Annotated in this window: 12 protein-coding genes and 2 pseudogenes; 8 read left to right on the top strand and 6 right to left on the bottom strand. The window is 66.7% G+C overall.

What is annotated here, in order from left to right:
* Nucleotides 1–54 precede the first annotated feature (54 nt).
* A complete protein-coding gene (locus ACWD3C_RS23825; RefSeq protein WP_451147036.1) occupies nucleotides 55–1,254 on the top strand; it encodes a PP2C family protein-serine/threonine phosphatase in 1,200 nt (399 codons plus the stop codon).
* A 103-nt stretch (nucleotides 1,255–1,357) separates the two neighbouring features.
* On the opposite strand, the gene ACWD3C_RS23830 is transcribed toward ACWD3C_RS23825, so the two are convergent.
* Entirely contained in the window at nucleotides 1,358–1,966 is a 609-nt protein-coding gene (locus tag ACWD3C_RS23830; protein WP_451147038.1) for a calcium-binding protein, read from the bottom strand.
* Between ACWD3C_RS23830 and ACWD3C_RS23835 the strand changes: the two are divergent.
* The 3 genes and pseudogenes from ACWD3C_RS23835 to ACWD3C_RS23845 form a co-directional block, all read left to right on the top strand.
* Nucleotides 1,965–2,174, top strand: a pseudogene (locus ACWD3C_RS23835) (AAA family ATPase); the annotation flags it as partial. The gene ACWD3C_RS23830 and the pseudogene ACWD3C_RS23835 overlap by 2 nt on opposite strands.
* A gap of 2,002 nt (nucleotides 2,175–4,176) precedes the next feature.
* Complete coding sequence (locus ACWD3C_RS23840) at nucleotides 4,177–4,635, top strand: response regulator transcription factor (protein ID WP_451147090.1); 459 nt, start codon at nucleotides 4,177–4,179, stop codon at nucleotides 4,633–4,635.
* 115 nt (nucleotides 4,636–4,750) lie between these two features.
* Nucleotides 4,751–5,767 (top strand): SEC-C metal-binding domain-containing protein, encoded by a 1,017-nt coding sequence (locus ACWD3C_RS23845; protein WP_451147040.1) that lies wholly within the window; start codon nucleotides 4,751–4,753, stop codon nucleotides 5,765–5,767.
* A gap of 435 nt (nucleotides 5,768–6,202) precedes the next feature.
* Here ACWD3C_RS23845 and ACWD3C_RS23850 read toward each other — a convergent pair whose 3' ends face one another.
* From ACWD3C_RS23850 to ACWD3C_RS23865, 4 genes are read right to left on the bottom strand one after another with little or no spacing between them, the layout of a single operon-like run.
* On the bottom strand, nucleotides 6,203–7,303 hold the full coding sequence (locus tag ACWD3C_RS23850) for an AAA family ATPase (RefSeq protein ID WP_451147042.1): 1,101 nt from the start codon (nucleotides 7,301–7,303) through the stop codon (nucleotides 6,203–6,205).
* Entirely contained in the window at nucleotides 7,300–9,198 is a 1,899-nt protein-coding gene (gene drmB, locus ACWD3C_RS23855) for a DrmB family protein (RefSeq protein WP_451147044.1), read from the bottom strand. The genes ACWD3C_RS23850 and drmB overlap by 4 nt, the downstream gene beginning before the upstream one ends.
* A 5-nt stretch (nucleotides 9,199–9,203) precedes the next feature.
* Nucleotides 9,204–12,362, bottom strand: coding sequence for a helicase-related protein (locus tag ACWD3C_RS23860; protein WP_451147046.1), 3,159 nt, complete (start codon nucleotides 12,360–12,362; stop codon nucleotides 9,204–9,206).
* Nucleotides 12,359–13,975 carry an NERD domain-containing protein gene (locus ACWD3C_RS23865; RefSeq protein ID WP_451147048.1) on the bottom strand — a complete coding sequence of 539 codons (1,617 nt, stop codon included), beginning with the start codon at nucleotides 13,973–13,975 and terminating at the stop codon, nucleotides 12,359–12,361. The genes ACWD3C_RS23860 and ACWD3C_RS23865 overlap by 4 nt, the downstream gene beginning before the upstream one ends.
* Before the next feature lie 711 nt (nucleotides 13,976–14,686).
* Here ACWD3C_RS23865 and ACWD3C_RS23870 point away from each other — a divergent pair.
* The 4 genes and pseudogenes from ACWD3C_RS23870 to ACWD3C_RS23885 all read left to right on the top strand — a co-directional run.
* A pseudogene (locus ACWD3C_RS23870) lies at nucleotides 14,687–15,355 on the top strand (sigma-70 family RNA polymerase sigma factor); the annotation flags it as partial.
* Between the two features lie 258 nt (nucleotides 15,356–15,613).
* The gene (locus tag ACWD3C_RS23875; protein WP_451147092.1) at nucleotides 15,614–17,713 is read left to right on the top strand and encodes a helix-turn-helix domain-containing protein; all 2,100 of its coding nucleotides are present in this window, start codon (nucleotides 15,614–15,616) and stop codon (nucleotides 17,711–17,713) included.
* Complete coding sequence (locus ACWD3C_RS23880; protein ID WP_451147050.1) at nucleotides 17,710–18,702, top strand: hypothetical protein; 993 nt, start codon at nucleotides 17,710–17,712, stop codon at nucleotides 18,700–18,702. Before ACWD3C_RS23875 ends, ACWD3C_RS23880 begins: the two co-directional genes overlap by 4 nt.
* On the top strand, nucleotides 18,699–19,586 hold the full coding sequence (locus ACWD3C_RS23885; RefSeq protein ID WP_451147052.1) for a DUF6339 family protein: 888 nt from the start codon (nucleotides 18,699–18,701) through the stop codon (nucleotides 19,584–19,586). The genes ACWD3C_RS23880 and ACWD3C_RS23885 overlap by 4 nt, the downstream gene beginning before the upstream one ends.
* Here the strand turns inward: ACWD3C_RS23885 and ACWD3C_RS23890 are convergent.
* On the bottom strand, nucleotides 19,555–20,823 hold the full coding sequence (locus ACWD3C_RS23890) for a DNA cytosine methyltransferase (RefSeq protein ID WP_451147054.1): 1,269 nt from the start codon (nucleotides 20,821–20,823) through the stop codon (nucleotides 19,555–19,557). The two genes, ACWD3C_RS23885 and ACWD3C_RS23890, sit on opposite strands and share 32 nt — an antisense overlap.
* Between the last annotated feature and the right edge of the window lie 15 nt (nucleotides 20,824–20,838).

Raw genomic sequence — 20,838 nt, forward strand, 5'->3', positions numbered from 1 at the left:
AGGCCACAAGAGTGCTGAGTGGAACACTCGACCTCAGCGAGGCAGGCTGTACCCATGCGGTCGCTCTCCCGCTCATCCGGCTCCTCGACAGCGGACGGTCACAGCCGGGTCCTCTTCCGACTCGCGCAGTCTGTGCCGTTCGTGATCGTACTGCTCGCGCTGGCGGTCGAGCTCTCGCCCGTACACGATGTGTATACGGGTCCCATCCTCGCTGCGATACCCGCACTGGCTGCGCTGACGATGGGCCCGAAGGGCATCCTTTCCACAGCGGCCGGAGCGGCGGCTGTCACCGTGATCTCGGCCACCCTGCACCAGAGCTGGGGTGGCCTGGTCTACAGCAACCTGACGGCCGCCCTCGCGGTGACAGTGGCCAGTGTCACCATGAGTAAAGCCGTGCATACACGCAGGCAGAGCGAGCTCGACCAGGTTCGCCGGGTCGCCGTGGCGGCCCAGCAGGTCATCCTGAGACCCGTATCCGCGCGGCTGGGTCCGGTGCAGGTGGCCGGCATGTATCTCGCGGCCGAGACGGAAGCGCAGATCGGCGGTGACCTGTACGAGGCGCTGCAGACGCGGTACGGGGTCCGGATGATCGTGGGGGATGTCCGCGGCAAGGGGCTTCCCGCTGTGCACCTGGCCGCAGTCGTGCTGGGCGCGTTCCGGGAGGCCGTGCACTACGAGGACGACCTGGTGGAGGTGATGAACCACTGCGCGGCCGCTCTGAGACGGGAGTGCGCCGTGCCGGGTGCGGTCGACCAGGACGAGGGGGAGGACGAGAGGGAGGATGAGGCGGAGGACTTCGTTACTGCGCTGGTGGCTCAGATACCCGACACACCCGTGATCCAGGTGGTGAACCGTGGCCATCCGCCTCCACTGGTGTTGCACCAGGGCAAGGTCCAGGCCCTCATGCCCACCTCACCACTGCCACCGCTCGGCCTGGAGGACTTCATCACCGATCCTCCCGCCGAGCCGGAGAGCTATCCCTTCCCACCCGGCGACCGTCTGCTGCTGTACACCGACGGCGTGATCGAAGCCCGCAACCGCGACAACGACTTCTTCGACCTGCCCGAGGCCATGGACACGGCGTGCTCCGACACCCCGCACAAGCTCCTGGAACAACTGCATCAGGCATTGATCCGCCACACCCAGGGCAGCCTGGCGGACGATGCGGCGATGCTCCTCCTTGCCCGGCTCGACGAAGAAACAGGCACACAGGGCGACGCGGCTGCGGCCCCCTCGATCGACAGACCGCGTTGATCACTCATCAACGCCTGCCATCTTGTGACCTCACCTCCCACTGTCACCCCACTCCGGCGGGCACCGGAGGTGGCGAGAGAGGCCGCACCGTGGTCAGAAGCGGTCAGAACAGGATCTCGCAGCTGTTCCGGGTCTCGATCCTGACGTGGCAGCGGTCCGTGGATCCGCCGCCGCTGCCGCTGTCGAACGAGCCCGAGGGATCGGTGAGGATGTCCTTGCCTCCGTTCCCGAAGAGGTCGTCGTTGCCGGAGCCGCCATCGAGGTCGTCGGGACCGTCATTGCCGAAGAGGATGTCGTTGCCGGAGCCGCCGTTGACGTCGTCGGCACCTCCGTTCCCGAAGAGCCTGTCGTTGCCGGTGTCGCCGTGGAGGACGTCCCTGCCGTTCTTGCCGTGGATGGTGTCGTCCCCGGCGTTGCCGTGGATGGTGTCGTGCCCGTCGTTGCCGTACAGCTCGTCGTCGCCCGGGCCTCCCCCGATGGTGTCGTTCCCGGCCTTGCCCTCGATCATGTCGTTGCCGTTGCCGCCCGTCACATGGTCGTCGCCGTCGTTGCCGTACAGCTCGTCGTCGCCCGCGCCGCCGGAGAGGGTGTCGTTCCCGGCCTTGCCCTTGACCCAGTCGTTGCCGGTGCCCCGGCCGACGAACACGTCGTCCCCCTCCCCGAGGCACACGGTGTGGTCGCCGGTGCCGTTTCCCGGGCTGCGCAAGGCCATGCGTACCCCGGGCGGGGACGGCTCCGGGCCGGGCGCCGCGGTGGGCGTGTCGAGCGGCCCGGGCCGCTACCGGTTCCACCGGGCGGTCAGGTCGCTGCTGGAGGTACTGGCCGGGCCCTCGGGACTGGTCCTCCTGCTCGACGACGTCCACTGGGCCGATCCGGCCTCGCTCGACCTGCTCGACCATCTGCTGCGTCATCCGCCCTCCGGCGGGGTGCTGTTGGCACTGGCCTATCGGCCGGCGCAGGTGTCGGCACGGCTGGCCTCGGTGACGGCCGGGCTGCCCGCCGAGTGGGCCCGGCGGCTGGACCTGAAGCCGCTCACCCGGGCCGAAGCCGGAGAGATTCTGGGCGGCGGGGTGGACGCGGCCCGGCAGGAGCGCATCTACCGGCTCAGCGGCGGCAACCCGCTGTACCTGCACGCGCTGCGGCACAGCGAACTCCTGCCCGCCGCCGGCGACGGGGTCGGCGGCGTGAGGGGCGGCTCGACGGCGCGGACGCCGGACGAACTGGACCTGGACGCCGCCATCCCGGCGGCGGTCCGCGCCGCCCTCGCGACCGAACTGGAGAGCGTACCCGGCCCCGCCCGGCTGGTGGCGATGGCGGCCGCCGTCGCGGGCGGCGAGTTCGACCCGGCGCTGGTCGCGGCAGTCGCGCAGACCCCTCGGGACGAGGTGCTGGCGGCTGTGGACGACCTGGTCACGCGGGATCTGGTACGGCCGGTCCCGGCCAGCGGACGGTTCCGGTTCCGGCATCCGCTCGTGCGGCATGTGGCCTACGCGGCGGCGCGGGCCGGCTGGCGGCTGGCGGCCCACGCCCGGGCGGTCGGCCATCTGCGGGAGGTCGGTGCGCCTGCCGAGACGCAGGCGCACCATGTGGCCCGCTCCGCCGCCCCGGGAGACGTAGACGCCGCAGCCACGCTGGTCCGGGCGGCCCGCGCGGTGGCGCCGCAGGCGCCGGCCACGGCGGTGACCTGGCTGGAGGCCGCTCTGCGGATCCTGCCCGAGGGCGGCGGCCCGCTCCCGCCGATCGCGCCCGACATCGGCTCACGGCTGGATCTGCTCGGCGAACTCGCGCACTGCCAGGAGCTGAGCGGCAATCCGCGCGAGAGCCGTAGCACGCTGCGGACCGTGCTGCGTCTGCTCCCGCCCGACGACCACGCCCGGCGGGCGCGGACGGTCGGCCGGTGCGCCTCCCTCGAACGCCTGCTGGGCCAGCACGCCGAAGCGAGGGCGCTGCTGCGGGCCGAGCTGTCCCGGCAGCCGGACCCCGTATCGCTCCCGGCGTCCCGGCTGCGCACCCAGCTCGCGCTGTACACCCTGGCTCAGGGCGACTTCGCGGAGGCCCACGACCTGCTGGACCAGGCCGCCGCCACCCACGAGGAGCATGCGGTCGCCCCGGCGCTCGCCGCCGGCCTGCGTGCGTTCGTCGCCAGTCTGGGCGCGTTCACCGCCGACCCGTCGTCCCGGGACGCGACGGCCGTCCGGGCGCTCCCGGACAGCGCGGTGGCCCTGATCGACCAGGTGTCCGACGCCACGATCGCCGCGCAGATCGAGGCCTTCTCCTGGCTGTGCGCCACCGAGTCGTTCCTCGGCCACCACGGCAGCGCGCTGCGGCACTTCACCCGGTGCACGCGGGTCGCCACCGAGGCCGGGCTCCACCACACCCTGCCGTACCTGCTCGCCGGAACGGCCCCCGCCAAGGCGTGGCTGGGCGAGATCCAGCAGGCGGCGGCCATCGCGGAGGAGGCCGTGGCAACCGCCCGTATGCTCGGCGCGGCCGAACCACTGGCGATGGCGCTCTCCGGACAGTCCTGGGTGCTGTACAGGGCGGGGGCGGCCCGGGAAGCCGTCGAGATCGCCGGCCAGGCGCTCGCGGCGACCGACGCCGGCGACGGCGGAGGCATGCTCATAGCCCAGACCACGCTGGCTCTCGCCCAGATGGCCGCGGGCGACGTGGACACCGACCACCTCCACCTGCTGGACCCCTGTGGCGGCCCCGACCTGCCGCTCCTGAGCCCCCAGAACCGGCTCACCGCCTTCAGCCTCATGGCCGAGGCCGAAGCCGGACGCTCGAACGCGGCGCAGGCCCGCTACTGGAGTGAGCAGGCGGACCGGTTCGCCGACACCTCCACCGGCCTGGGGTCCGGTCTGGGGTCCGGCCTGAGGTGTCTGACGCGCGCGTACGCGCTGAGCGTCGACGCCCCGGCCGATGCCGCCGGGTGCGCGGCGGACGCGGCGGCGACGCTGGCACAGGCCGGGGCATGCCAGGAGGCCGGGCGCGCGCACATGCCCCTGCCACGCCGCGCTCGGCCGGCGCGCCGCCGCCCTGGCCGAGCTGCGGCTCGCAGCGGAGACGCTGTCGCGCTGCGGCGCCGACGGGCTCTACGCGCGAGCGGCCCGGTTACAGCGGCAACTGGGCGCGCGGGTGGCGGCGAAGAGCACGCGCCATCACGGCACGGCCCATGGCCTGTCCCGGCGGGAGGCGGAGGTGGCGGGGCTGCTGTGTGCCGGGCGTACCAACCAGGAGATCGCCGAGCGGCTGGTACTGAGCGTGCGAACGGTGGAGACCCATGTGTCGCGCATCTACGCCAAGCTCGACGTCACCTCACGCGCCGCCGCCGTCAGCCTGCTCTCCCAGGGCGATGGCAGGGCCGACCGTCCGGGGTGACCGTTACCCGGTGTCCGGATCGACACCGTTGCCTCAAGCGCTGTGAGCGGCTGTTGAGGCCGTGCTCGAAGCAGACATCTCATCTTTGTCGATCGACGGCAGTACGGTGTCAGTCATGCGCCCCGACACCTCCGCCGAGAACGTCGACCACCACGCCGAAGCGGCCCGCCTGGAGCGGACTGCCGGCCTCTACCCCGAGGACGCCGAACACCTGCTCCTGCAGGCCGCGGCCCACCTCGAACTGGCCGGCGCCCGCGCCGACGCGACCGCGTTGTACGACCGCCTGCTGTCATCCGGGGGTTCACTGGAGAACCCCCACCTGGTACGAGCCCTCAAGGCGGCGAACCTCTGGGAGTACGGCCACGAGGCGGAGGCAAGGGCGATCATCGACGGCGTCCGCGCGGCCGCCCCCCGCGACCCTGCCCCCTGGGTCATCGTGGCCGAGGCCCTGGAGTCCCACGACGAGCTGGAGGCGGCGCAGGAGACGTTCACGCAAGCAGTGACGTTGTTGCTGACGGACGTCCCGGAACCCCCCTACTCCGCCCGCCCCCTCCTCGTCGGCCGCCACCGCGTCCGCCGTATGCTCGGCGCGACCCACGACAACTGGGACACCCTGGCCGACACCCTCCACTCCTCCTCGGTCTCCCTGGACGAACTCCACGACCCCAAGCGGATCTGGTCCCTCGGCTCGAACAACCCGGCGGAACTGGAGGCGGAGATCTCACGCTTGCGCGCAGAGCTGGGTGCCTACCGGGAGGCCCTGTCCCGCCCCTTCCCGGTGGCCGTCCTGCACTGGCCCGCGGACGAACTGACGGAACTGGTGGCGGCGTACCCGTCGCTGGCCGCCGAGTACCCGTCCCACGAGGAGCACCTGGCGACCATAGAGACGTCGCTGCGGGAGCTCGCCGCTTCCGGCACGCCGAACCTGGGGATCGTGACGGGGACGGTGCCTTCGTACGAGGCCTTCGCGGCGTCGGAGGGCTCGTCCCCGTCGGACGTGTCGCTGCTGCCGCAGTATGCGACGACCTTGGCGGCGCGGGGGCGGGCTGTGGAGTGGCCGCCGCAGAGGGGGGCGGGGTGTTGGTGTGGGTCGGGGCGGAGCTATGGGGAGTGTCATGGGGGTGGCGCCTGACGAGAGAAGCTCGACGTGGACCGACCTCGGCCCACCATCGCGCTCCTCGTCGCCACAGCCATGCTGGCTTTCGGCGCCTTCAGACTGTGTGTCGCCCTCCGTAGGCACCAGGCCTGGGGCCCCTCGGCGTCCGGGGCGTCCAGCCCTCGGGCGAGGTGGTGCGTGGCGAACGCCGGGGAGGCGCGATCCGTCCGCTCCAGATCTCTACAAGGCCCCCACCCATCGACCACCCGGTCGGCCAGGATCGGCGGGCTTCGACCTCGGGTCACTGGAGTTGTGCAGCGAGAACGCGAGAGGAATTGTGAGCCTGGTCTTGTAGAGATCGGCCACGTCGCAGACGAACGAGTGCGAAGCAGCGGTGCGTACGAACCCCATGCCCTGTGTGCAGGCGCCGGTTCTGCTCCTGACCTGGGGTGGAATGACTGCGCTGCAAGGTCAACCGGTGTGTCGGACCAACAAGGATTCCGGGATGCTCGACAGGATGGCGGGCTCTTGGGTGCCGCGGTGAGCGAAGTGGAGATCCTCGCGGGCACGAGTACACAGCACGAAGAAGCGAAGACGTGCGTCCACACTGGTTGGGTCCTCTGTATACGCGTCCAAGTCCGGCACGAAGACGCTGTCGAACTCCAAGCCCTTCATGCTGGCCGTGGTCACGAGCCGGATGGGTCGCGTTGAGAAGTCGATGGCGTTCCGGTACCGATCGTCGTGAACATAGGCCTGGGTGTACTTGGCAAGCCCGAGGCGCGTGAGTTCACTCTGGATGTCCCGCAGCAAATGGGTCGACCTGCAAATGATTCCGATACTCCGCTCCGGATGCGCATTGAAGTACTGGGAAACTCCAGTGAGGAGGTACCCCAAGGAGGGCACTTTCAGGACGGTGGGGGTACTACCGCCCCGTGTCGGCAAGGGCATCTCGTCCCGGGCCTCCTTGCGGAACTCGGATGCCAGCATCGCGATCTCTCGACTATTCCGGCGGTTCTCTCGCAGTACGAGCGGATCGGCGCCCATGGTTAGGTATCGGCATATCTCGGAAACGGTGCTCTCGTCGTCGTCGATCCGCTGGTTCTCGTCTGCGAACGCGGTGACGCCGACACCGAGGATGCGGCACAACTTATAGAAAGCAACGGGCAGATTCTGCCCCTCGTCGATCACCAGATGTGCGGTCGACCCGGCCCTCTGCTCGATGCAGTCCCGCTGCATCTCGATCCAGTCGTAGCTCCAACCATCCTCGTCGGTCTGTGGGGGATCGGCCTGGAAGCGCCTCTGCCAGAAGTCCCTGATCCACCGATGGTAGGTGGTGACGTTGAGACCTCCCGTAAGGTCTGGTGCCATTTGCGCGAGGTACTGATGCAGCAGATTGGAGCGCGTGAAGAGGACGACATCGCGCTCGGCGGTTGCCAGCGCCCACGCGCGGTAGACGGCCATTACGGTCTTTCCGGCGCCAGGTGCCCCGGTGATGAGGTGGCTTCCGTGGAACGGAAGATCAATGACGGCCTGCTGCTCGATCTCGAGGTCCAGGAGGGAAGGGATCTTCATGGTAGGTCGACGGCTCCGGCCGATTCCTCGAGCGCGGCCTGGACGACTGCACGAAAGAATCCCGGGACCTCGCCGTCACCGATCAACAGCGTTCTGTCCAACAGGGAGTTGTCGATCTCGCAGCAGGTTTCGGGGAGGAGCGTGCACGCATGGCAGGCAGCACGGTTGAGGTTGGCCAGAGACCTACCGGTCGAGTCGACACACAGAGGGTCCTGCGAGCACCACTGAGCCGATTCGAGCAGCCGGATCAAGGTCTCGACGAGGTTCGGTGGTTGTCCCTGGCGGACAAGCCCGCCCAGTGTCCCTTCTGCGTCCCCGGCGGCTGTGTAGATGAACACGCCGGCTTGGGGCGGATGTTCGCTGCCTGAGGCGTGGCTTCGGGCGTAAACGCGTTCCCGTAGTGAAGCTGCGTTGTATCCGCTGTCATAAGAAAGTTGGCGGATGAATTGATGGGCCAAGGTGTGCAGCATCACGAATCGTGGGAGGAGCTCCGGACCCGATTTTCCTCTCAGGCGGTCGGCCTTGAACGAGGCGTCCAGGTTGCGCTCGATGCGTCGTGTCCAGTCACGCACCGACGGAAGCCTCTCCCAGGCGCTCACACGTTCCTCGTCGACGGCGATGAAGATTCCTTCACCATAGGTCTCTATGGCAGGCAACCATTGGGCCCGGGCCTGCGTGTTGACCGACACGACGCGCCCGCCCTCGCCCTCTTCGCCGTCGCCGGAGTTGGGCTCGTACCGCGTGAATCCTTCGAGCGCACGCACCTCGCGTACCCGGTCCGCGACGACGACCGCGGAGACACCCGCAGCCAGCTCCTGCATGGATTCAGGGGCCTCATGGTCGACCCCGAGGTGGGTCCGGCGCACGGAAAAGGTATTCGAATTGGCGACGGATCCCTGGACGGAAAAGGCCGCCCATTCAGCGATGCTGAGGTCATCGTCCGCATCAGCCGCAGACGGCATCGACGCAGCCTCGGCGGCATGGCGGCGTCGAAGAGATTCCACAAATTCCTCCGGAACCTCGCATTCGTGGGCGAGCACCATTCTGTAGGAATCGGAAATGGGACCGCCATCCGCACTGATAAAGTTCGACCAATGAGGGTGATTGACGACCCTCTGGGTCAATTCGTCTTCCTCGGCCAGACCAGCAGGTGCGGGGATGTCGAGCGCCGAGTGTGTGATAGGGAAGTACACGTTGGAGGCGCCGCGCTGCACCGCTTGCGGTGTCTCCTCGCAAGGATCCGCCTCATCAGTGTCAGATTGCCAAGGGTGCGTTCCGGTGCATTGCAGGCCCGTCTGCTTGAGGATGTTCTTCTGGCTGATTCCTGCCAGATTGCGCCCGGCCCGGCAAACGGCACACACGACGTGCAGGGCTTCCAGCCCAGAGGATTCGGGAGTGGCGACGAACCGAAGCCGGTGAACCTGGCATTGGCGCTGAGCATGCCCTTCGCTCTTGGAGTGAGCCCATCGACGCCAGTCGATGTCGGCCATATGGCCTGCCCTGCATACCTGGATGAAGCGCATCGGGGCCAGCTGAGGCTTTCCTGGGCAACGCCCGCAGGTCGGTTGCTTGTCCCGTAGATCACGCTCGCGATCCGTGCGCCAGAGCTGCATTTCCCTGCACTGAGGGCAGAACAGCCACTTGGGGAATCGTACGTACGAGGGTCCGATACGGGTCGCGTAGGCGGCCTTTCCGGAGGGGATGACAGGGGCTGAGCGGAACTCTGCAACCCCCAATTTCTTCGCGAGCCGTGGTGATTCCACCCGCTCGGCGTTACGCGCCCAGCTTCGGACATCGGCGGCTACGAACGATTCGCCTCGGAGGTCGAGGATCCCGCCGACGCCGAAGGGAACGATGGTCTGTGCCCTGCGGACCTTGCGACGAATATCCTTCACTGCTCTCACGCTCCTTTCACGGCGACGAGGCACTCACGGTCGACGTTGCGCATCGACTGCGCCGTCTCCCACAGGCCGCCTTGCTTGCCGAAGTCGGTGAGGAGCGATATGTGCCCTCGCCCCTGGAACTGGTAGTAGAGACGACTGCCCTCGCCACGCGCGATCTCGGCCTCCTGCCGCCAGGCTTCGATCAGCGAGTCCAACTGTTCGGCGGCGGCATAGGCCTCGTCCGGATCGGCCCGCCGCACGTGATCCACCACGAGGTCCCGGATCCGTGCGACTTCCTCCGCTCGATCGAGGATGTCTCCGGCCCTGTTCTCCGCGTTCAGGCCGATCCCGTGCCGCACAAGGATGGTGAGCACCGCGTGCAGGGCTCGGTTGCGAGAGGGCATGGACCACGGTGTGACGCTGGTCGGCTCGACATGCCGGTAGAGCGAGCGGTGGTAGACACCGAACGACTCGTAGTGGGACCGGTCGCGGGGTTTGGTCGAGCGGAAGAGCGTGACGATCAGTCCCGGTACATGACGACGGCCGACGCGGCTGGTGGCCTGGATGTATTCCGATGTCGTCTTGGGTTGCCCGTTCATGAGCATGAGGCCGAGCCGCGGAACGTCGACGCCCACGGAAAGCATGTTGGTCGTGGCGAGGAAGGAGACACTGCCGCGTTCCTTGAAGCTCTTGCCCAGGCGCTCGAGGAGTCGTGGCTGAGCGGCGCGCGGGATGTTGCTGGTCAGCTCGACCACCGAGTCGTCGTTCAGCTCGCGGCGTCGAGTGTCGTCCTTCGTCAGATGCTCGAGACGCGCGGGGATGTCGTCTCTCGCGATCGTGACGGTTCGTCCGAGTTCCCGCAGGCTGTTGTGATAAGCGACCGCGGTCCAGTACGCGTCGCGGAGGGTGTCGTCGTCGCAGATTTCCTTCGGGGCCTGCAACGCGGCGGCACCCACGTGAACGGTCGAGGTCGAGGCGGTATGCCCCTGTGCCATGACGCCCACGTACAGACGCCCGGGCTTGTCCTTGTCGGGCGAGGCGAAGTAGGAACTACCGGCTTCGATCCCCGCTGGTGGGAAGAGCTGTGCCGGGCGACCGTAGAGGCTGCGGACTTGGTCCTGGGAGCGTCGAATCGTCGCTGTCGACGCGATGACCTTCGGCACGGTGCCGCCCCAGGCGCACAGCTCAAGGATGGCCGATTCGTACAGACCGACCGTTGTTCCCAGTGGGCCAGCCAGCAGGTGCAACTCATCCTGAATCACCAGCGAGGGTGCGCGCTTGCCGTCCCCACCGAAGAGGTTCCCGGCTTCCCGTTCCCACGCCAGGCGTGCGAACTTGTCCACGGTGCCGAGCACGAACGTCGGAGGTTCCTTGTAGATCTGTTGGTCCACGACGGATACCGGGAGGTACTCGTGGAAGACACAGGTGTCGCGCGGACAGAAGAACGAGGTGGTGACGCCATCCGCCCGGATACCGAAGTCCCGGTCCTGCCCTTGTCGTTCCGGGACGATCTCGGTGCCGCACCAGGGACAACGTTCCAGCAGGAAGCGATCATCGGGTGCGTTCATCTGCTTCAGGACACCGAGCTCGTCCTGCGCGGCGGAGATCTTGTTCGGCGTCGTGTCCTGGCCCACCCAGAGTCCGATGGAGATGGGCTCCTTCCCCAGATCGTGGGGCAGTGGCCCGTCGCGTCCCTTCCTGATGTACTCAAGGGCACAGATGGCCGTCGCCGTGCGCTGGAACTGCTGTGTGGTGAGCAGACTCAGCGTGTATCGACTCAGAACGGCGGTGCCGCCCCCGGCCGCGCCGAACCGCAGCCGGCGCCAGAGGATCTCGAAGCAGGCGGTGAGCAGGTACGCCTCCGTCTTGCCTCCTCCGGTGGGGAACCAGATGAGGTCGACCGTCTTACGGTCCTCGTGCTCCGGACTCATTAGTCCCTCGACCACGAGCAGGAAGTAGGCGAGCTGGAACGGATGCCACGCATAGTCGCCATCGGGCTCGGTCAGCTCGAGTACTTCGCTGTTCCTGCGGCGACGGCTGCCTGCCAGTTCCGGGCGGCTGTGGAGCATCTGGAGCGCCATGGCCCGGTTGGCCAGGCGAAAGGCTTCGCGTGCCTTGTCTCCTGCGGGGGTTGGTGCGGTCAGGGCCTCCACTCCCGACGTCATACGGTCGAGTGCGGTCCCGATGCGGCGGAGGATTCGTGTGGCGGGTGCGGCGGCCCATGGCTGCAAGTCCTTCGCCTGCGACCGCTGGATGTCGAACCACTTGCGATAGCCCAGGACGAAGGCGTGCAGCTCGGCCCGGAGGTCCTCCACTGCGAGACCGGTCTGGGCCAGGTGCGCGAGGTTCAGTACCGGCAAGTCCTTGGGGCCGTCCGGTTTGATGTGATCGACCACCTGCTGAGGCATGACCTGCGCTCGCACTGTGGTGACCGGGTCGGAATCGGTGTCCCATTCGACGGCACATCCGTGCCCCACGGCCCTGGTCACGATGTGCCGGTACTGGACTCGAAGCTCCTGCTCCTCCTCGTCGCGGCTGTTGAGACGGGTGCTCGGATACTCGAGCACCTTTCCGTCGAGTGTTGTCGCCTGAAGTTCCGCCTGGAAGAGCATCAGGTCCCGGTCCTTGTACGTGCTCTCCTCTTCGTCATGCGCGTTGGCCAGCACACACGTGACGAGATGCCCTGCGCCGAAGGGACGCCACCGCACGTGGAGACGACCGTGCCCATCCAGAACCGGGATCGGGTCCGTCTGATCCGCAGTGACGGTCTTTGTTGTGGAGAGTCGCGGTTGCCTTCGCCAACTGCGACGTCCGCCCTCGCGGGACGTTACGTAGCGGGAGGCCCCACACGTCACCTTCAGGCGGGGCGCGTTGGTGAAGAAGGAGAAACCCAGCGACGACGGAAGCCATGCATTCGCTTCGGCCACGGGATCGTCGGCGAAGCTGTCCTCCTCTCCGTTTCCGGCCTCCGCCTCGTCGAAGGCCTGCTCGCCATCTTCCTGTGAGTGCTCCAGCAAGGAGGCTCCACGCGGATACAACGTCCCCATCAGGTAGCGCCGGTCAGGCGGGTCGACGAGGGTCTCGTCCTCGGCGACGGGCGGGCCGACCAACTGCCGGCGGAGGTACTCCACGAAGTCGGCGCGGTGTTTGGAGAGCTGTGATTCGGAGTCGTTCACTTGAGATGCCCTTCCCGCTTCAGTACGGCCACACCCAGGTCCTTCAGTATCCGGCGGGTGCCGGGGCGGCAAGCGACCCAGAGCTGGGCGCGAGCCCTGGTCCAGGCGACGTAGAGCGCGTCGAGGCGCCCCTCGATGTGTTCGGGTTCGAGGTCGATCAGACAGACGACATGGTTCTCGTGGCCCTTGAAGTCGGAGACGGACGACCAGGTGAGACGGTGCTTCGTGCGGTCGGTCCCGACCACATCGGCGAATCGCTCGATCTTGGAGGCTCGCTGTGACAGACGCGCCGAGCTCGTTTCCCAGTCCCCGGAAGCGGACAGCAGCGTGATGTCCCGCGGTGAGACACCCTCCCGCACGAGTTCGTTCACATAAGCGTCGAGAACGGTGGCCTCCTCTTGAGCGGCGTGCACGTCGACGAAACGGACCGGCTCCCCCTCACCCGCAGTGGCGACGCCCAGATCGGCTCCCGTGTAGAAGTGGACCTGTTTGACGATCTGCACAGTGTTGCGGCAGTTGCGCTTCATGGGCCCGTATACGGAGCCCAGAGGGCGTAGGTACTCCCAGGCGTCGGGGTCGTAGGCGTCCGGGGTCAGTACCTGGTTGTTCTGGTCCAGCATGAAAATCCATCGGCCCTCGGCGAGGCCACCCGAGACCAGAGCCTCCAGGGCATCGAGACTCTCGAAGGTCATCAGGTCCTGCGCCTCGTCCACGATCAGTTGGTCGAAGACGCGGCCCTGAACCTCGTCGAGGCGGTCGAATGGCAGGACGGTGATCGCGTCGTCTGTGAGGATGCGGCCCACATGAGTCGCCAGTGTGGTGCTCGCGCAGGTGAACAGAACGCTGCCGTGGGCGGACTTGCGACGGGCCGCCTCGGCGGCGAGAAACGTCTTGCCTGTGCCCGCGCCACCGGTCCAGATGAGGCGCGGGTTGGCCTCCAACTCGTCGAGCCTGTCGAACTGTTCGTTGGTGAGGCGTTCGAAGGCGACGTCGAGATGCGTCAGTCGGGACTGCAGATTGGGTACGAGGTCGAAATCCGGACGTATAGCCTCAACCATCCTTTTACGCAGGGAGGCCGAGACGGGGATGCGGGCCCACCTGTTCCGCGTGAGCCAGAAGCGAGTAGCCCGTTCGATGCCCTGTGCCAGACCACGTCCGCCGTCGTACGCAGTGGCACCGAGATATTGTTGCGGCTCGAACTCGGTAGTGCGGTGGACATCGACATCAGTGGTGATCACGAGGTATCCGCTGGGGACACCGTGGTCCCTCAAGTCACCGACCAGGGCTCCGATCTCCCGCTCGAACTCGTGCATACCCCCGCTGGCCTGCGCAAAAGGGCTCTCCTTCGGGCCCTCCTCGCGACCGGGCGGACCGTAGTACCACTTCCCGTCGCGGTGATGGATCCGACCGCCCTTGACCTCGATGAAGAGCAGGATGTCGGGCATGATGACGACGAAGTCGATCTCGCCGACACGCTTCTTGTGGTGCTTGGGGAGATGAACCGTGTGCAGCGCGACGCTCTGGTCATCGGGAATCGCCTTGAGCGCCGCGAACACACTGCGCTCGGCCTGGCTCCTCGTGCTGCTCGAGATCTCGCTCGGAATGATCCGCATCAACTCTCCCCATGGTCACGCCAACACATCTCTAAACTACCGAGTGCTGGATCGTCAGGGCAGCACGGGTCCTGCAAGGAAGTGCTGGCAGCGGCGGCCCGATGAGTGATGAACTACGAGGGAACAGAGACATAGTGCGGGCGCGGGGGCGTGATGACCACGGAGCGGGACGGCACATCCAGCAGGCGGATGAATGAAGCCGGTTGGGATCTGCTCATCGGCCTCACACGTCGATTCACAGCCGAAGGAGTCGAACGCCGCACGGCTCTGGAGCAGGTGATGAGGGCTGCGCGACTCGACGCGCAGGAGACTCACGCCTTGTACGAAGCCGTGACAGCGGCGGAGGTGGAAGACGAACACGTCGAAGAGGAAACGCACTTCACGCAGAGTGTGCCCCCCGACGACGCGGCCGGTCTCGACGAGGTTCTCGACGACTTGGATTCCCCCGAGGAGGAAGGGGAAGGCCCGGACCTCGAGTCGCTTCGAGGGACGGTGCGTGTCGACAACATGGATGTGGCCCGTCGTACCGCTCGGGACCTGCTTGAGGTCGATCGGAGGCGAGTGAACCCACACCGGCGTCTGCTGAGTGCCGAGGAGGAAGTGGGGCTCTGCCTCCTGTTCCGAGGAGACAGAACGTCATCGGAGTCGTTGCCCGATGGCTACCTGGCGACACTTCCGCGAGACAGCGAGGCGCGCAGGGCTTTGTCCGCAATGGTTATCCATAATCAGCGGCTCGTACATAAGATCCTGCGTGGCTTGGGGCACTGGGCTGGTGGTCCCATGTATGAGGATCTTGCGCAGCACGGCATGATCGGGCTCATCCGTGCTGTGGAGAAGTTTGACGTCTCCATGGGCTGCAAGTTTTCTACCTACGCAACCTGGTGGATTCGGCAGCGCATCACTCGGGCTGTGATCAATGAAGGAGCAGCCATTCGACTTCCGGTCGGCATCTGGACCGATGTGGAGAAGGTACGAAAGAGAGAGCGGGTGTTTCTCGACCAGGGCAGAATTCCCAATGTGGATGATCTTGCCTTGGCCTGTGAGCTCAGTCCCGAAAGGGTGGTGGAGTGTCAGCGGTTGGGCCATCGGGCGGTTCTGTCGCTCGAGCAACCCGTCGGCGAGAACACGACTCTCGGAGAACTGGTCGTCGACGGGTTTCGGCCGGTGCCGGGCCCGGAACAGGCACTGTGGTCCGAATTCGAGCGCCAAGAACTATTCCAGCTGTTCGATGCATGCGTGTTCACGGAGAGAACTCAGAAAGTTCTGCAGCTGCGATATGGATTTATCGATGGCAGATCCTGGACGCTGGATGAAATCGGCAAGCGATTCGGAGTCACGCGCGAACGTATTCGACAGCTCGAGAAGCGTGCACTGAAAGACCTGAGAATCCAAATGGGACTGGATCCCGATAATCCTGACGCGGAACGCCGTCGTCTGAAGGCCGCTCGAAAGATCGCTCAGGAGGCTGCTGAAAGGACCGCACTTCGCAGAGGCCCGGAGCGGCGGGAGGACACGGGGGCGGGCGAGTCACTTCCGAACGACAGCGTCGACACGCCTGAGACAGAGAGCAGTTCCGACGAGAGAGAAGGAACGGTGGCCTCGAAGGGGACGGAGTTCGGTCGGTGGTTGGCCGAGCGGATGCAGGGAAATGGAACGGATGAAAGCGAACTGGCACACCGGCTGGGCGTGACGCGAGCAGTTGTCGAGGCCTGGCTCGACGACCGCTCCGTGCCTCACCCGGACCTTTTGGTCAGGATGCAGGAGGTCCTTGGAGTCGAGGACGAAACCGGGCAGGACTCCGCGGTTGGTCCGGAACGGCAGGACGAACCCGCGGAGACGTCAGTTGTGTGGTATCACCGCCCCGGCCACGACGATGGTGGCCGGGAGTTCGGCAACGCGGCGGCCTTCGCCTTCGAGGCCGATCTGGAGGTCCTTGCCCGGGAGGCGACCCAGAACAGCTTGGACGAGCGCGACAGGAGGAACGACCGCCCGGTCAGGGTCCGATACACCTTGCACGAACTGACCGGTGACGCTCTGGCCCGGTTCCATACGGCAATCCGCTGGCACGACCTCCGCCCGCACTACGAGGCAGCCGCCGCTCAGGACCAGAAGGTCGGACGCGTCATCAGTGCCGGTCTGCGGGAGATGTTCGAGCGGGATCGGCTGGTCCTTCTTCGTGTCGACGACTACAACGCCAACGGGCTGACCGGTGACGACTACGGGGACGGCCGATTTGCGGCCGTGGTGCGGCGCCAACTCGAGAGCCGCAAGTCGGATGTGGCGGCCGGCGGTTCATACGGCCTCGGAAAGGCCACGCTGTGGGCGACCAGCCGTCTGGGGCTCGTCCTCATGAACTCCACGCTGTCCGAACCGCACGAGGGACACACCCAGCGGCGGCTGATCGGACGACTCGATCTGCCCTGGCGGGAGGTGGACGGCAGGAGATTTGCCGGTCCCGCTTGGCTGGGCCGGCCGGATGCCGAGGCGGACAATGCAGAGGTGGTCCGCTCCTGGTGGGCTGACGAAGAGACGGTCGAGAACCTGCACCTCACCCGCGAGGACGATGATCCTGGCACATCTTTCTTGATCGTCGGAGCACATGATGTGGCCAGCCTCGCCGAGGCCGGGCAGGACCAAGAAGGCGACGTGGGCGACGACGAGGACAGCCTGGAGCGCATGCACCAGCGGTTGGTTCGCGCGCTCGGACGTAACTTCTGGGCCGCGATGACAGCGGGAGGCGACCGCCGACCATTGCTGGAGGCATCAGTGCGGACGCTGCGCAATGGCGTGGAATACCTTGAGGAGGAGCGGGTCGAGCCACACGTGCACCAACCCGCGCGCTCGCGTGCTCTTCAGGCCTTCCTGAGCGGCACCACGGTGGACCGCCTCACCGAGGCGGGCCAAGTAGCACTCATCACAGTGCCGTTGAAGGTACCCGAGAGGGACGGTCTCACTGGTACGGCCGGTGAGCATCGGGCAGTGCTCCTCGTCACCGAGGCCACCGACGCCGATGGCAAGATCAACCAGGTGACCGCGATGCGTGGCAATCGCATGACGGTCAAGACCAGCTGGGTTCCCGGCCTCCCTGTGGGGACCAACCCGTTCCAGGCAGTTCTGCTCGCGGGCCGGGCGGCGGGAGATGACGCGCCGTTCGCGGCTCAAGCCGAGGAGTTTCTACGCTCCTCCGAACCGCCGGAGCACAACAAATGGGGCCAGACCGAGGAGTTGAGGATGCGCTACTCGCCCTCGGCCCATCGGCGGATCGCAGCGTTGACAACTGAGACCAACAGGGCCGTGCACGAACTTGTGGCGATCCCCAAGGAGAAGAAGCCGAGCGGTACGAGCAAGGTGAGCAAGCGGCTCAAGATTTCGGGCAAGCCCACCAGCAAGGTCAGGGGGACGGTGGCGCCTCCGAAGCTGGACGATTTGGACGCCATGATCGACCCCTCCGGTGCGTGGCAGATCACTGCCGAGGTCAAGGTGTCGCCTGGGGGAGAGCCCTGGCGCATGAGCCCCGTCGCCAAGTTGGAGGTTCGCTCCGGCCCTCGTCCAGTGGTCAAGTGGGCCGAGCTCGTCGCAGTCAGTAACTGTGAGCTGACCGACGGCGTGCTGCATTTCGCTCCAGGGATCCGTCGTGCCGTCTTTCGCGGTGTCACCGATGTGTCCACACATCCGGTGCGGGCCGCGCTGACCGGTCTCGTTGTCGAACTCCAGGAGAGCAAGGGAGGCGCCGCGTGAGGGCCTACCCGTACCCCCGACTGACCGGCCCGGTGACGGCGCGAGTCACGGCCGTGCGGCTGCGCGGCCCCGGCGACTCCCGCGAGCAGTTGGATACCAAGGGATACTCGGTTGTCGAGCAGGTCGTGGCACTCGGCAGGGCCGAGCGCGACGACTGGCAGACTGCACGGCTCGCTCTGACGGCAACCATCCCAGCTCGTGAGATCGAGACGAAGGGCCACTGGTCCGACGTCGCGGTTGTCGCCGTTCTGACGGAGGGGGCCACCAACGCACGCACTGTTGCCCGGTTGGAACCCGGTGCGGAGGGCGGCAGGGATTGGACCGGGGAGATCGAACTCGACCGGGACGACCACCTGGACCGTGCGTCCCTCGCTGTGCACGTGGTGGCCACAGTCGGGGGGATAGCGGGGCGGATCATCGCCTCCACCGACCGGGAGTGGATGATCGACGTGGCGGCCGACGCCCCGCTCCGGGATCGCCAACTCGACGTCAGCACGGTCAGTTTCGCCCGCGGCACGGAGTGGTTGCGGAGTTTTCGGGACGCACCCTGGATCGTGGACACCTCGGGGCGGATGCCCACCGTCCGCCTGAACTCGGACTTCGAGGGCCTCGTAGCGCTCGTGGAAGGCCAGGGCTCGAAGGTGGAGAGCGTGGTCGGCGAGATCCTGCTGGCCCAGATGTGCGCCGATGTGTGGACCGCGGTCTTCCACACCGCCATCGGCGACCTGGAGATCGAGGACGACGGGACTCCGCTGTTCCCGCCCGACTGGCGAGGTGCGGTGCTCCGAGAGATGCTCCCGGACATCGTCCCCGGTCGGTCGGAAGAGGACGCTCTCCGAGAGGTACACATACGGCGTACAGGCGAGGGGAGTTGGACGGATCTGCAGCCGCGTATCCAGTACGCAGCCGCACGTCGCGCCGAGGTCCCCAAGGCGTTGGCCGCCACTGTCCGCGACATCGAACGACTCGACCAGGAGACCCACGCGTGACTTCCCGCCCCGAGCACTTGCCGGAACGGCTTGCCCTGATCTCCGATGTACAGGCCGCCGAGTACATCTCCACAGGACTGCTCGAGGGACGCGAGGACGTCCCCTCTATCGCGCTGAACAAGGTTGCCGAGCCGCTGCCGGGTGACGACGTGCGGCTGCGGCTGCACCGGGTCAGGGATCTGATCGACCACGCGCTGGACAGGTTCCGGGACGAGCGCCCCACGACCGCGGACGCTTGGCTGGCACCGCGCCTGCACGAGACCCTTCGGCTGACCCGTCGGGAAGCAGCCGAGAGGCGGCTTTGGACGTATCTGGCCCTTGGCGTGGCACCGGACTACGTCGTGTGGCGGCATCTGCCCGAACCGAAGGCGGACCGTTCGCACGGGCGCGTGGCCCGCGACAAGTTCGTCGGCCCGCACTACAAGCAGACGTTCGCCCGACTCTGGTGGGCGGCCGAACTCTTCCGCGACGGCTCGGACTACCGACCCGTCGTGATGGCCTGTGGCAACCAGGACATGCTCAACTCTGCTCTTCGGCTGGATGTCATCGACCATCGCCCTACCGCACTGGCTCTCGTCAGGCTGATGGAGCGGGGGATTGTGCGCACCGGTCGAGAGGTGAACGCCCTGACGCCCGCGGTCAACGCTGCTGCGGCGACCCTGATGTACGACGTCATCGCCCCGGACGTGGAACGTGACGGGGAGCCCCTGCGCGACTGGATCGCGGGTGCCGAATCATCCCTTCCATCGCCCAGGAACAATCTGCCCGAAGGTCCGGAGGAGGAGCGGGCTCCGGGGGAGGCGGTTGAGAAACTGGTCGGTCACTTCGAGGAACTGTTTGCGGACGCGCAGGTCAGAGGTCGGACTTCCGATGAGAGCGAGTGACCTTGTGTGACTCCGAAGGACATTGACTCTGATCACCGCACCCGAGGCGACGCAGTTCGTCCGTGGTGGCCCCGGATACGCTCGGCCAAGTACTCGCGGCTGTCAACTCCTCGGCCGAGGGGGCGTTCCCGCGCAATGCCCTGCCGAGCACATGCATTCCCAACCGTGGGGGTACGGCATTGCCGACCTGCTGGGCCTGGCCCTTTCCGGACCACGGGAAGTTGTGCGGGAAGGTCTGGAGAACTCCGGATTCCGGAACGGTGAAACGGTCGGATTGGCCAGCCTCGTATTCCGCGATGCCCTTGTAGATCTTGTTTCGAGAGATCTTCCCGGTGACCGTGAAGGCGGGCTCGGAGGACAGGCGCCTGCCTCGGTTCTTCGGGTCCCCTCCGGAGCCGTAGTTCGACACGACGAAGAACTTCATCTCGCCTCCCGTCCGGAGCCGGGACACATCGACGGGGGAGTCCTTCAGCTTGCTCGCCGCGTCGAGGGCCTCTGCCATGGAGACCCAGCGCGGCTTGGTCCTGAGAACCGGGGAATCGGTCGGGAGCATCTCCGCATGAGCGGCGTTGCGTTTCCCCCGATGCAGATCGAAGGGCAGGTGAGTCGCTTCGAGTGGTTCGATGGCCCCATGTCCCGGGAGCCGAGCGACGAGTACGGCGCGTGTGCGCGTCTGCGGCACCCCGAACTGCTCGGTCTTCAACTCCCAGCATTCCGCTTCGTACTTGATGCCTTCCAGTCGTCCTTCGCCGCCGCGCAGAAGCTTCGCGTAGACCTCCCAGAGGGGCAGGACCGCAGGTACCTGCTCCAGAACGATCACCATGTACGGGTCGCGGCCCTCTGTTTCGATCGCTTTGATGAGCCAGCGGAGGGGTTCCAGGACTAAGGCGGTGCGTGAGTCGCCGAGGGCGTGCAGGTCCTCGTCGATCTTGGCTTCGTCCTCCCCATCCACAAGGCGGTGGATGAAGTCCTTCACCGTCTCCAGCGCTCGCCGTCCCGCACCGTTACCCGCGACGGAGAAGGACTGACAGGGTGGCCCTCCGGCGAGCACGTCGACCGATTTCGGGATCTCGTCGAAGCGGGTTTCGCGCATGACGCTCACGTCGGCGTGAATCGTCGGCAGCCCCGCGGCGTAGCGCGTCTCGCACGCGTCCCGGTCCCACTCGATCCCGATGCTCTTGAAGCCCAGGAAGTGCGCTGCCACATCGAGTCCACCAGGGCCTGCGAAGAGGTCCAAGATGCGGACACCATC

This window comes from Streptomyces sp. NPDC002845 (assembly GCF_053591955.1).

Coding starts and splice junctions, on each gene's coding strand:
- ACWD3C_RS23825 (WP_451147036.1), top strand. CDS start 55: ATGCGGTCGCTCTCCCGCTCATCCGGCTCCTCGACAGCGGACGGTCAC.
- ACWD3C_RS23830 (WP_451147038.1), bottom strand. CDS start 1,966: ATGGCCTTGCGCAGCCCGGGAAACGGCACCGGCGACCACACCGTGTGC.
- ACWD3C_RS23840 (WP_451147090.1), top strand. CDS start 4,177: ATGCCGCCGGGTGCGCGGCGGACGCGGCGGCGACGCTGGCACAGGCCG.
- ACWD3C_RS23845 (WP_451147040.1), top strand. CDS start 4,751: ATGCGCCCCGACACCTCCGCCGAGAACGTCGACCACCACGCCGAAGCG.
- ACWD3C_RS23850 (WP_451147042.1), bottom strand. CDS start 7,303: ATGAAGATCCCTTCCCTCCTGGACCTCGAGATCGAGCAGCAGGCCGTC.
- ACWD3C_RS23865 (WP_451147048.1), bottom strand. CDS start 13,975: ATGCGGATCATTCCGAGCGAGATCTCGAGCAGCACGAGGAGCCAGGCC.
- ACWD3C_RS23875 (WP_451147092.1), top strand. CDS start 15,614: ATGCAGGGAAATGGAACGGATGAAAGCGAACTGGCACACCGGCTGGGC.